8 protein-coding genes are annotated in these 12,647 nt (G+C 73.5%); 3 read left to right on the top strand and 5 right to left on the bottom strand.

Annotated elements, in window-relative coordinates; all coding sequences use genetic code 11:
- The first annotated feature begins 77 nt into the window (after positions 1-77).
- On the top strand, positions 78-521 hold the full coding sequence (locus Plo01_RS37905) for a DUF6703 family protein (RefSeq protein ID WP_203895625.1): 444 nt from the start codon (positions 78-80) through the stop codon (positions 519-521).
- Between the two features lie 229 nt (positions 522-750).
- On the top strand, positions 751-2,028 hold the full coding sequence (locus Plo01_RS37910) for an alginate lyase family protein (RefSeq protein ID WP_203895626.1): 1,278 nt from the start codon (positions 751-753) through the stop codon (positions 2,026-2,028).
- 134 nt (positions 2,029-2,162) lie between these two features.
- Here Plo01_RS37910 and Plo01_RS37915 read toward each other — a convergent pair whose 3' ends face one another.
- Complete coding sequence (locus Plo01_RS37915; protein ID WP_203895627.1) at positions 2,163-5,183, bottom strand: response regulator; 3,021 nt, start codon at positions 5,181-5,183, stop codon at positions 2,163-2,165.
- Positions 5,184-5,509: 326 nt separating this feature from the next.
- On the opposite strand from Plo01_RS37915, the gene Plo01_RS37920 reads away from it, so the two are divergent.
- The gene (locus Plo01_RS37920; protein ID WP_203895628.1) at positions 5,510-7,378 is read left to right on the top strand and encodes an ABC-F family ATP-binding cassette domain-containing protein; all 1,869 of its coding nucleotides are present in this window, start codon (positions 5,510-5,512) and stop codon (positions 7,376-7,378) included.
- A gap of 134 nt (positions 7,379-7,512) precedes the next feature.
- Here Plo01_RS37920 and Plo01_RS37925 read toward each other — a convergent pair whose 3' ends face one another.
- From Plo01_RS37925 to Plo01_RS37940, 4 genes are all read right to left on the bottom strand, one after another.
- Positions 7,513-9,048: an aldehyde dehydrogenase family protein gene (locus Plo01_RS37925; RefSeq protein ID WP_203895634.1), complete on the bottom strand. Its 1,536-nt coding sequence runs from the start codon at positions 9,046-9,048 to the stop codon at positions 7,513-7,515.
- Positions 9,049-9,131: 83 nt separating this feature from the next.
- Positions 9,132-10,862 (bottom strand): glyoxylate carboligase, encoded by a 1,731-nt coding sequence (gene gcl, locus Plo01_RS37930; protein ID WP_203895629.1) that lies wholly within the window; start codon positions 10,860-10,862, stop codon positions 9,132-9,134.
- A complete protein-coding gene (locus tag Plo01_RS37935) occupies positions 10,859-11,728 on the bottom strand; it encodes a 2-hydroxy-3-oxopropionate reductase (RefSeq protein WP_203895630.1) in 870 nt (289 codons plus the stop codon). Before Plo01_RS37935 ends, gcl begins: the two co-directional genes overlap by 4 nt.
- Positions 11,725-12,540 carry a hydroxypyruvate isomerase family protein gene (locus Plo01_RS37940; protein ID WP_203895631.1) on the bottom strand — a complete coding sequence of 272 codons (816 nt, stop codon included), beginning with the start codon at positions 12,538-12,540 and terminating at the stop codon, positions 11,725-11,727. The genes Plo01_RS37935 and Plo01_RS37940 overlap by 4 nt, the downstream gene beginning before the upstream one ends.
- Between the last annotated feature and the right edge of the window lie 107 nt (positions 12,541-12,647).

Here is a 12,647-nt window from a genome sequence, read left to right on the forward strand (position 1 = left end):
GCGAACCGGGCGCCGCCGCCGGACGGGATGCGCCGCGGACCATGTCGCGCCGGGCGCACCGGCGTTAGGCTCTGGCCGTGGCCGACAAGAGCAGCTCCGACGACCGTCCCGGGCGGCCCGCCCACCCCCTCGCCCAGCGCTCCCCGGGCCGTACGGCGCCGGGCCGGGGCTCCGGGCCGCGCCGCCCGTCCGCCCGGCGCCCCCTCCCCCCGGGCGAGCAGTTCTTCACCCCGGGCGCCACCGGCCTGCGGCAGAAGATCGAGCGGCTCAGCGCGGCGCCCATGGTCTTCCTCTTCCAGCTCCCGCGGTGGATCGTCCCGGCGGTCCTGGTGATCCTGCTGCTGGCCGGCTTCGCGCTGCCGTCCTTCTGGGGCGGGCTGGCGGCGCTCGTGGTGGCCGCCTTCGTCGTGTGGCTGGCCTACATGTCGTGGCCGTCGCTGAGCTTCAAGGGCCGGATCCTGCGGGTCGCGCTGCTCACCTTCCTGCTCCTGCTGGCCGCCGACCGGTTCGGCGCCTTCTAGGACCGGGGCTTCACAGGGACCGGGGCCTCCCCGCGGCACGCCGCGCGGGCACCCAAGCCATAAATCCACCTTTTGGCTCCATTAAGAGCAAATAAAGCTGTATAGGAATATTTGACGCGATTGCGGGACTCTGTCTAGATTCGGGCACCATTGTGGGTTCTGTCGGCCAGCCCCCGCCTGCGGGACGACCGGCCGCGGGATCCGCGGGACCGGAAGGAAGACACCCCCCATGCGCACCATCACGACGCCCCGCGCCCGGCGCCGGAGCTCCTCCCGGGCGGCCGTCCTGCTGGCCGCCCTGTCGGCCACCGGCCTGCTCTCCGGACCCGCCCTCGCGGCCGGCACGGCTCAGGGCGGGGAGTCCCGTACGGCGCAGGCCGCGCCCGCCGCGACGGGGATGACGGCGCCCTCCGTCTTCAAGCACCCCGGCGTCCTGGTCAGCCGGGCGCAGCTGGACTTCGTCCGCGCTCAGGTGCGGGCGGGCGCCCAGCCGTGGAAGAAGGCCTACGACGCGATGATGGCCGGCCCGTACGCCTCCCTGACCCGGACCCCCCTGGCGCGGGCCGTCGTGGAGTGCGGCTCGTACTCCAATCCCAACCACGGCTGCGTCGACGAGCGCGTGGACGCGATCTCCGCCTACACCCTCTCCCTTGCCTGGTACGTCACCCGTGACGAGCGGTACGCCAGGAAGGCGATCGAGATCATGGACGCCTGGTCCGCCGTCCACAAGGACCACACCAACACCAACGCGGCGCTCCAGGCCGCCTGGGCCGGCGCCGTGTGGCCCCGGGCGGGCGAGATCATCCGCCACGCCTACGGCAAGTGGCCCGCCGCCTCGGCGAACCGCTTCGCCGGCATGCTCCGCAACGCCTACCTGCCGGAGATCACGCAGGGCGACAAGTTCGCCAACTACAACGGCAACTGGGAACTGACCATGATGGACGCCGCGATCGGCATCTCGGTGTTCCTGGAGGACCGCACCACCTACGACTGGGCCATGGCCCGCTTCCTGCGCCGCGTCCCCGCCTACATCTACCTGAAGTCCGACGGCGACGTCCCCGAGCCGCCGCCCGGCGGCAGGTACAAGACGAAGGCCCAGGTGATCGAGTACTGGTACGGCCAGTCCACCTTCGTCGACGGGATCTCCCAGGAGTCCTGCCGCGACTTCACCCACACCGGGTACGGCATCGCGGCCATCTCCCACGTCGCCGAGACCGCCCGCATCCAGGGCCACGACATCTACCCGCAGGTCCGCGAGCGGCTCCGGCACGCGCTGGGCTTCCACGCCCGCTACCAGCTCGCCCCGTCCATCCCGTCCTGGCTCTGCGGCGGATCGATCAAGCTGACGGTGGGTCCGGTCACCGAGGTCGGCTTCAACGCCCTGCACAACCGCCTGGGCGTCCACATGCCCAACACCCGGATCCTGACCGAGCAGAAGCGTCCCGCCGGCACGGACAAGCTCTTCGTCGCCTGGGAGACCCTGACCCACGCGGACAACCCCGGGTAAGGCGCGGACCACCCCGAGCGGGCGCCCTCACGCGTCCCCGCCCCCTCGAACGGCCGCGGCTATCACGTACCGCCACGGTCATCACGGAACGGCTGCGGTCATCACGGAACGGCCGCCGCCACGAACGGCCGCGGTCACCGCGGACGGCCCGCCGCGGCGTGCGCCTGCTGCTCGATCTCGGGCCGCAGGCTCTCGATCGTGTCGCTGACGAGAGCGAGCTCGTCCTTGATCGCGTGCAGCGTGTCCTCGGTGTCGGAGAGCCGTCCCGCCCTGCCCTGATCCTCCAGCCGGGCGCACAGCTCCGCCAGGGCGGTGGCCCCCATGTTGACGGCCGAGCCCTTCAGGCTGTGCGCCTGCTTCTCCACATCCGCGGGCTCGCCCCGGCCGACGGCCTCCTCCAGTTCCGCGACGGAGGCCGGGGCCTTGCTGACGAAGGAGGTGGCGAGGAACTCGACCATCTCCCAGTCGTCCCCTCCCGCGTCCGGCCCGGCGATCTCGTCGAGACGATGCCTGATCGCGACCTCCCTCTCCGGGACGCCGGAGTCGTCCGGCGTCCCCGGACCGCCGCCGGCTTCCTCCAGCGCCCCGGACAGGCCCACCGCCTCCGGCGGCGCCGCGTCGCCGGAGGCGTCGGCCGTACCGGGGACGTCGGCAGAGACGTCGGCTGGGACGCCGGCCGTTCCGGGGGCCTCGCCCACGCCAGGAACCTCGCCCGTGCCGGGAACGTCGGCCGCATCGGGAGAGGGGCGGGCGGGCCGCAGCCGTTCGAGGAGCTCCTCCAGCTCGTGCGCGCGCACCGGCTTGGCCAGGTAGTCGTCCATGCCGGCGGCCTGGCAGGCGTCCCGGTCCTCGCCGAGCACGCTGGCGGTCAGCGCCACGATGTACGGCCCGTCCCCGGACTGCTCGGCCCTGATCCGCCGGGTCGCCTCCAGTCCGTCCATCTCCGGCATGTGCATGTCCATGAGGATCACGTCGTAGGCGGCCCGCCGTACCGCCTCGACCGCCTCCGCGCCGTCGCCGACCGTCTCGACGCGGTGGCCGAGCCTGCTCAGCATGCGCTCCGCGACTTTCTGGTTGACCGGGTTGTCCTCGGCCAGGAGGACGGTCAGCGGATGCTGTCCGCCGATCCCGCCGGGCGGGACCTCCTCCTCCCGGCCGGTGGCGGTCGCCTCGGGCGCGCCGGCCGGCCTGCGCGCTATCGCGCTCGCCAGCTTCTCCCGCAGCACGGCGCTGCGGGCCGGCTTGGTGAGCACGGCGTCGAACAGCTTCCGCGACCCGCCCTTGGTGCGCCAGTGCACGCTCGACAGCAGCACCAGCGGCAGGTCCCGGCCGGCCTCGAGGTCCCGCAGGACCTGGGCCAGCTGCTCGCCGTCCATCCCCGGCATGTGCATGTCCAGGACGGCGACGTCGTAGGTGCGGCCGGCGGCGAGCAGTTCCACCGCCTCGGCGGGCGAGCCGACGTCGGTGCACCGCATGCCCCAGCTGGTGAGCTGCCGCCGCAGCACGTGCCGGTTGGTCGCGTTGTCGTCCACGACCAGGGCCGAGTGCCCGGCGAGCTCCACGCTGGCGGGCGGCGGCCCGGGGTCCGGGTGCTCGGGGCAGGCGGCCAGCATCGCGGTCAGGGTGAAGGTGGAGCCGACGCCGGGCTCGCTCTCGACCGTCAGGTCGCCGCCCATGGCCGTGGCGAGCCGCTTGCTGATCACCAGGCCGAGGCCGGTGCCGCCGTACCGGCGGGTGGTGGACTCGTCCACCTGGCTGAACGAGCGGAACAGGCGGTCCATCCGGTCGGCGGGGATGCCGATCCCGGTGTCCCGGACCGCGACCCGGAGGCGGACCGGGCCGTCCTGGCCGCCCGGGAGCCGCTCCGCGTCCGCGGTGACGACGACCTCCCCCACGGCGGTGAACTTCACGGCGTTGCTGAGCAGGTTGACCACTATCTGCCGCAGTCGCGTCATGTCGCCGCGCAGCACCCGGGGGCAGTTCGGGTCGACGTTCCCGACCAGCTCGAGGCCCTTGCTCTCGGCCGCCAGCGCCATCAGGGCGAGGGTGCCCTCCAGGCACTCCCGCACGTCGAACGGCTCGTCCTCGAGATCGAGCTGACCGGATTCGATCTTGGAGTAGTCGAGGATGTCGTTGATGACGGAGAGCAGGGCTTCGCCGCTGTTGCGCACGGTCTCGGCGAGCTCGTGCTGGTCGGGGTCGAGGTCGGTCTCCAGCAGCAGGTCCGTCATGCCGATGACGGCGTTCATGGGGGTGCGGATCTCGTGGCTCATGGTCGCCAGGAACGACGCCTTGGCCGCCGCCGCGACCAGCGCCTCGTCCCGCGCCCGGGAGATGACCTCGATCGAACCGTTGACCGCGTCGGCCATCTGCGCCATCTCCAGCGGGTCGTGCACCTCGGCGGGACGGCTCGCGTCACCGGCCGCGACGCGCTGGGCGGCGGTCTTCACCTCCTCCACCGAGACGGTCACCTTGCGGGTCGTCCGCCACGCCACGACTCCGGCCAGCAGCGCCGCGCCCAGCGAGCCCCACAGGATCACGTTCCGGGCGTCGGCGGTGCTCTCCTCGCTGGCCCGCTCACGCAACGCGAGCAGGCGTGCCTCTTCCTGTTCCACCTGGTTCAGCAGTTCCTGGAACTGGAGCATGGCCTGCCTGGCGGGGTCGGTGCCGAGGGCGGCCTGCACGGCCTGGAGGCCCTCGTCCCGCCGGAGGCGGATCTTCTCGGCCAGCTCGTCGAACTCCGCCTGGGCCGCCTGCCGGACCCGGCCCAGGATCGCCTGCTGGCGGGGGTTGTCCGCGGTCATCCGGAGCAGCGTCCCGAGCTCGGCGTCGACCTGCCCGACCGCTTGGTGGTACGGGTCCAGGTAGAGATCCCGCCCGGTGATGAGGTAGCCGCGCTGCGCCCGGTCGGCGTCCTTCACCAGCTCGCTGACGGTCCCGATCCGGCCGAGGACCTGGCGGGTGTGCTCGACCCGGCGCAGTTCCTCCTGCAAGGTGCCGATCTGCGCGTAGGAGCTGAACCCGATGGCCGTGAAGGCGAGGAACGCGATCGCGTAACCGACCGCGAGCAGCCTCCCCACCGTCCAGCCGAATCTGCGCGGTCCATCGCCGGAGCCGGGCGCATGCAGTCCGGACGCGGCTGTGGGTGCCGCCATGACCTCATCTCCCCCCGCCTCGCATGCCCCATATACGGATATATGTCTGTTTTCCCGGAGAGGAAGCGCCCTACCCTCTCAGAGAGGGACATAAAACAAGACGAGACGGACCGTCTTGTCATAGCCCCGCCATCCGCGTATAGTTCCGCGCATGGGTTACCTCTTCCTGTGATCGCCACGCGCACGACCGCGTAGAGCTGCGCTCCGCCGTCGTCGCGCCCGTCCGCGCCGCCTCCGCACGATCCGCCCCCGCCGGGCGTGCCGTCCCCGCGCGCGGACCCGCCCCCGCCCGTTCCGATCGGCCCGGCCGAGAAGAGGACGCCTCCATGCGTACCGCCCTATCCGCTCATTCCGCTCATTCCGCTCAGCCCACCCCGCCCGCCCGGGGCTCCCAGCTGGCCCTCGCCGGCGTCACCAAGCGCTACGACGACCGCGTCGTGCTCGACCGCGTCTCGTTCACCGTCAAGCCCGGCGAGAAGGTCGGCGTCGTCGGCGACAACGGCTCCGGCAAGTCCACGCTCCTCAAGCTCCTCGCCGGGCACGAGCGGCCGGACAACGGCGAGCTGACCGTGGTCGCGCCGGGGGGCGTCGGCTACCTGCCCCAGACGCTGGACCTCCCTCCGGAGGCGACCGTGGGCGACGCCGTCGGCCTGGCCCTGGCCGATCTCCGCGACCTCGAGGCCCGGATCCGGCGGGCCGAGGCCGAACTGACCGAGGAGAGCATGGACGCGTACGGCGAGCTGCTCGCCCGGTTCGAGGCGCGCGGCGGCCACCGGGCCGACGCCCGCGTGGACATCGCGCTGCACGGGCTCGGCCTTCCCGGCCTGGACCGCGGGCGGGCGCTCGGCACCCTGTCCGGAGGGGAACGCTCCCGCCTGGCCCTGGCCGCCACGCTGGCCTCCGCGCCGGAGCTGCTCCTGCTCGACGAGCCGACCAACGACCTGGACGACCAGGCCGTCGCCTGGCTGGAGCGGCGCCTTCGCGCGCACCGCGGCACCGTGGTCGCGATCACCCACGACCGGGTGTTCCTCGAACGGATCACCTCGACGATCCTGGAGGTCGGCTCCGGCGCGGTCGCCCGCTACGGCGACGGCTACGACGGCTACCTGACCGCCAAGGCCGCCGAGCGGCGCAGGCGGCTGCGGGAGTACGAGGACTGGCGGGCCGAGCTGGCGCGCAGCCGGAAGCTGGCGGAGTCCGCCGCGGTCCGGCTGGAGGCCATCCCGCGCAAGCTGCCGCTGGCCGTCTTCGCGGCCGGCCCGTTCCGGGCCCGGGGCCGCGGGCACGGGGCGATGAGCAGGCTCCGCAACGCCAGGGAACGGGTGGAGCGGCTGACGGCCGATCCCGTCGCGCCGCCTCCCGACCCCCTGCGGTTCACCGCGCGCATCGTCTCCGGGGATCCTGGAGCGCCCACCGGAGACCTCCGTCAGGAGATCCACGGAGCCGGACGACCCGGCGGGGAGACGTGCGGTCCGCCGTCCGGACGGCGGACCGCGGCACCCGCGCCGCAGACCGGGTCCGCTCAACCGCGGGCCGGGCTCACGGAACCGCGGGCCGGGCTCACGGAACCGCGGATCGGGCTCACGGAACCGCGGGCCGAGTTCACGGGCCTGCGGGCCGAGCTCAGGGAGGTGCGGGTGAGCGGGCGCCTGTACCTGCCGGAGCTGCGGATCCGGACCGGGGAACGGCTGCTCGTCACCGGGCCCAACGGCGCGGGCAAGACCACGCTCATGCGCGTCCTGACCGGCGGGCTCCGGCCGGACGCCGGCTCGGCACGGGTGTCCGGCACGGTGGGATACCTGCGGCAGGAGGAGTCGGCCTGGGAGCCTGGGCTGACCGTACTCCAGGCGTTCGCCGCCGGACGCCCGGGCGACGCCGGCGAGCACGCCGAGGAGCTGCTCTCCCTCGGCCTGTTCCGCCGCGCCGACCTGCGGCTGCGGATCGGCGAGCTGTCGTACGGCCAGCGCCGCAGGGTCGAACTGGCCCGCCTGGTGAGCGAACCGGTGGACCTGCTGCTGCTGGACGAGCCGACCAACCACCTGTCTCCCGCGCTGGTGGAGGAGCTCGAACAGGCCCTCGCGGGGTACCGGGGGGCGCTGGTGGTGGTGACCCACGACCGCCGGATGCGCTCCCGCTTCACCGGCTCACGCCTGGAGCTCCGGGACGGCCGGGTCGCCGCGCTCCAGGCGGCCTGACGCGCCCCGGCGCCCCGGGACCCGCCGTCTCCCGCGAGATCGGCGGGTCCCGGGAGGCTCACGCGGATCCTGTGAGATCGGCGGGTCCCGGGAGGCTCACGCGAATCCTGTGAGATCGGCGAGGGCCGGGAGGCTCATGCGGGGCCTGGGAGGAGCGTGTAGTCGGGGAAGTTCCCCGGCAGGCGCTCCCCCTCGGGTCCCCGGGTGACGGCCCGTACCAGCAGTTCCCCGCCGACGAACGCGCCCCGCCACGACGCGCCCAGGCCGCCGAAGAGCTCCTCCCGGTCCCCGCGCGAGCGGGGCGCGTTGACGCCCACCTTGAAGGCCCGCACCTGCTCGGCCAGCCGCCGGGCCGTCTCCTCCTCGTCGCAGGAGATCGTGGCGACCAGCGCGCCGTTGCCGGCGTTCATCGCGGCCAGCAGCTCCGCCTCGGTGTCGACCAGCACGACGGTGTCGACGGGGCCGAACGGCTCGGCGTGGAACAGCGGCGAGGAGGGCGGCGGGGTGAGGATCGCGACGGGCGCCAGGTAGGCCGAGGTGTCCTGGCCCGGCAGGAACCGGCCCTCGGTCACCGAGCCCACGTGCAGCGGGATCCCTCCCTTGGCGATCGCCTCGTCGACCTGGTCGGCGAGCTCCTTGACCTTCGCGCCCGCGATCAGGGGCCCGAAGTCGAGGTCCGGCGGCGGGTCGTCGGGGGCCTCGACCGCGAGCGGGTGGCCGAACCGCACCGAGCGGACGGCGGGCAGGTAGGCGGCCAGGAAGTCGTGGAAGAGGGAGCGCTGCACCACGAACCGGGGGTAGGCCGTGCAACGCTGCTTGGCGTAGTCGAAGCTCTTGCGGATCTGCCCGGCCAGCTTCTCCCAGTCGCCGTACTCCCACACCCCCCAGCAGTTGAGCCCCTCCTGCTCCAGGATGTGCCGGTGGCCGAGGCCGGCCAGTGAGGCGGCCACCTGGCCGCCGGCGTCGCGCCCGCCGACGAAGGAGACGCACCCGAGGTCCCGCCCGCGCACCAGGGCCGGGGAGAGCTCGGCGCCCGACCCGCTGACCAGGGTGACGGGCAGCCCCTCCCGGGCGGCCAGGGCGCAGGCGAGGGTCAGGCACGACAGCCCGCCGTCGGTGGGGGTCTTGGCGATGACCGCGTTGCCCGCGAGGACCTGCACGAGCATGGCGTGCATGAGCACGCTCATCGGGTAGTTCCAGCTGGCGATGTTGCTGACCGGCCCCGCGAGCGGGGCCCGGCCGGCGATCATGCGGTCGATCTCCCCGACGTACCAGTGCGCCCCCTCGACGCACCGGTCGACGTCGGCGGCGGCCAGCTTCCACGGCTTGCCGATCTCCCACACCAGCAGCAGGACCAGCAGATCGCGGTGGGCCCGCAGGGCGTCCAGCGCCGCCGTCACGCGCGCCTTGCGCTCGGCGAGCGGGACGTGCCGCCACAGGCGGTGCTCGTCGACGCTCGCCCGGACCGCGCGGAACGCCGTGCCCCGGTCGAGCCGGGGCGGTCCGGCGACGGCGGTGCCGTCGACCGGCGTGACGCCCGGCGCGGGCCGGCCGTCCCGCTGCCATCTCCCGTCCCAGCGGTTGAGCACCCGGTCGTCGTGAAACGCCTCGGGCGCCCGCAGGACGCACTGCTCGTAGGCGTCGGACCAGGCCGTGCCGGGCTTCAGCATGAGCGTCACGGATTCGCCTCCCCACGTCGGCGGGACGGCGCGGGTCCGCCCCCGGTCGATGCGAGCGTCACGGATTCGCCTCCTCAGTCGGACCAGTCGAGGGCCAGCGCGAGCTCCGGCCGGGGCAGCGGCTCGAACTCGGCGATGGCGTCGAGCGAGGGCCCCATGGCGGCGTTGGCCTCGCGCTCGACCATCACCTCGACGAGCACGGGCAGCCGTTCCCGCTCGGACTCGGCCGAGGCCCAGGCGAGGGCGTCGCGGATGTCGCCGGGCCGCTCGACCCGCCGGGCCGGGCAGCCGAACGCCTCCATGAGCTTGACGTGGTCGATCCCGCCCTCGCCGTAGTGGAGGTCGACCGCGTAGTTCATGTCGTAGGGGATCTCGGCCTGCCGGATCAGGCCGAGATACTCGTTGTTGATCATCACGATGACGAAGGGGATGCGGTACTGGGCGGCGACGGCGATCTCCTCCATCAGGAACTGGAAGGAGTAGTCGCCCGCGACGGCCACCACCCGGCGCTCCGGGTGGGCGCACTTGACGCCCATCGCGGCGGGGACCTCCCAGCCCAGCGGCCCCGCCTGTCCGCAGACCAGGTAACGCCGGGGCAGGTAGGTCTTCTGGAACTGGCCCGACCAGATCTGGTACAGGCCGATCGCGGTGACGAACGTCGTGTCGGGACCGAAGAAGTCGTTGATCTCGCGGAAGACCCGGGGAGGTTTGATCGGCACGTCGTCGAAGTCGTCGCGCCGCAGCAGCGTCCGGCGCAGCTCGGCGACCCGGCGCGGCCAGCGCCCGGCGGTCCGGGCGTCCGTACGGCGCCGCGCCTCCTCGGCCATGGCCGCCAGCGCGGGCCTGGCGTGCCCGACCACCCCCAGGTCGGGCTCGAAGACCCGGCCGATCTGGGTGGGCTCGATGTCGACGTGGACGAACCGGCGCCCCTTGCGGTAGGTGTCCAGGTCGCCGGTGTGCCGGTCGCCGAACCTGGCGCCCACCGCCAGCACCAGGTCGCTCTCCAGGAACGCGGCGTTGCCCCAGCGCGTCTGCGTCTGGATGCCCGCCATCCCGGCGAACAGCTCGTGGTCCTCGGGGAAGGCGCCCTTGCCCATCAGGGTGACCTGGACGGGCACCTGCAGGTGCTCGGCGAGGGCGCGCAGCTCCTCGGCGGCGCCGGCGATGACGACGCCGCCCCCGGCGAGGATCAGCGGGCGCCGGGCCTGCAGGAGCATGTCGACGGCCCTGCGGACGGCCCCGGGCAGCGGAGGCGGCGTCTCCACCGGCAGCGGCGCGTCCAGCTCCGGGTCGTACAGGCAGGTGCCGCGCTGCACGTCGATCGGGAGATCGACGAGGACCGGGCCGGGCCGGCCGGAGCGGGCGATCCGGAACGCCTCCCGGAACACCCAGGGCGCCTGGGCGGGCTCCTTGAGCTGGACCGCCCACTTGGTGACGGGCCGGGCGATCTCCACGATGTCGACCGCCTGGAAGGACTCCTGGTGCAGCTTGGCGCGCGGCGCCTGCCCGGTGACGCAGATCATCGGGATCGAGTCGGCGAGCGCGGTGTAGAGCCCGGTGATCATGTTGGTGCCCGCCGGGCCGGAGGTGCCGACGCAGACGCCGACGTTGCCGGTGACGCGCGCCCAGCCGTCGGCCGCGTGGGTGCCGCCCTCCTCGTGCCGGACGGTGATGTGCCGGACGGAGCTGCCGCGCAGGGCGGCGTAGAAGGGGAGGATCGCCGCGCCCGGGATGCCGAAGACGGTGTCCACCCCTTCGGACTCCAGGACCGCGACCACCGCCTCCATGCAGGGGATCCGCTTCATGCGTTGATCCTTTCGATCACCTTGAGCAGGGCGGAGTGGTCCAGCGGGCCGAGCCCCTGGGCCCGGGCGGCGGCGATCAGCTGGGCGACGACTCCGGCGAGGGGGAGGGCGACGCCCGCCTCGCGGGCCGCGGCGATCACGATCCCCATGTCCTTGTGGTGCAGATCGATCCGGAAGCCCGGGGTGAACTGCCGCTTGACCATGGTGTGCCGCTTGAGGTCGAGGATGCGGGAGCCGGCCAGGCCGCCGGCGAGCACGTCGAGGCCCGCCGCCGGGTCGACCCCGGAGGACTCCAGCAGCACGATCGCCTCCGCGACCAGCCCGTAGATCCCCCCGACGACCAGCTGGTTGGCCGCCTTGACGGTCTGGCCGGCCCCGGCCGGGCCGACGTGCACGATCGTGGTGCCCAGCGCGCCCAGGATCGGGCGGGCCGCCTCGACGTCGTCGGCGTGGCCGCCCACCATGATGGACAGGGTGCCGTCGATCGCGCCGCGCTCGCCGCCGCTGACCGGGGCGTCCAGCGCCCTGATCCCCTTCACCGCCGCGGCCTGCGCGACCCTGCGGGAGGTCTCCGGCCGCACGGTGCTCATGTCGATGTGCAGCAGCCCGCTCCGGCCGTGCTCCAGCAGGCCGTCCGGCCCGAAGGCCACCTCCTCCACCTGGGGCGAGTCCGGCAGCATGGTGATGGCCGTCTCCGCCTGCGCGACGCACTCGGCGACGCTGCCCGCCGCCTTCCCGCCCGCCTCGGCGAGCGCGTTCAGGCGTTCGCCGCTCACGTCGTATCCGACGACCGCGTGCCCGGCCCGGACCAGGTTGGCGGCCATCGGGCCGCCCATGATCCCGAGCCCGACGAATGCGATGTTCACCGGTCGCTCATCCCTTCGTCCGTCCGAAGCTCCCGGATCCACCCGAAGCTCTCCTCGCTCGGCCCCGCGGGGCGGTATTCGAGTCCGACGTGCCCGCGGTATCCCGCCGCCTCCAGCCGCTCGAAGATCTGGCCGTACGGCATCCGCCCGCTGCCCGGCCGCCCCCGGCCCGGGTCGTCGGCGATCTGGACGTGGCCGAAGCGGTGCGCGCTCGCGTCGACGAGGGCGAGCACGTCCTCGCCCATGCGGTGCAGGTGGTACAGGTCGGCGAGGAGGGCCACGTTGTCCTCGCCCACCTGGTCGATCACCTCGAACGCCGCCGCGGAGGAGGTGATCGGGTAGTCCGGGTTCTCGTGGGAGTTGAGCGCCTCGACCACGACCGTGGCGCCGATCCCGGCGGCGGCCCGGGCCGCCAGCGAGAGGTTGGACAGGGCCAGGTCGCGCTGGGCGCCCGCGGACAGCTCGGGGGCGCGGTTGCCGTACAGGGCGTTGAGCGTCCGGCAGCCGAGCTCCCCGGCCAGGCCGACCGCGACCTCGACGTTCGCGCGGAACCGCGCCGAGGAGCCGGGCCGGGACAGCAGGCCCCGCTCGCCCGCGGCCATGTCCCCGGCGTCGAAGTTCAGGCCGGCCAGGCGGACCCCGGCGTCCTCGATCGCGCGCCGCAGCGCGTCGATCTCGCGGCCGGCGGGTCGGGGGCCGTCGAAGGGCCACCAGAGCTCGACCGCGTCGAACCCCGCCTTGGCCGCGGCCGCCGGGCGCTCCAGCAGGGGCAGTTCGGTGAAGAGGATGGAGAGGTTGACGTCGAACTTCACGACGCCTCCCCGGCGGGCGCCCCGGGCGCGAGAGAGACGGTCGCTTCGGAGCGGGGCTCCGCGGACCGTACGGCCCGGCTCTCCGCGTCGGTCTCCCCGGTGAGGAG

Origin of the sequence: Planobispora longispora (assembly GCF_016863135.1) — a bacterium.
Classification (GTDB): domain Bacteria; phylum Actinomycetota; class Actinomycetes; order Streptosporangiales; family Streptosporangiaceae; genus Planobispora; species Planobispora longispora.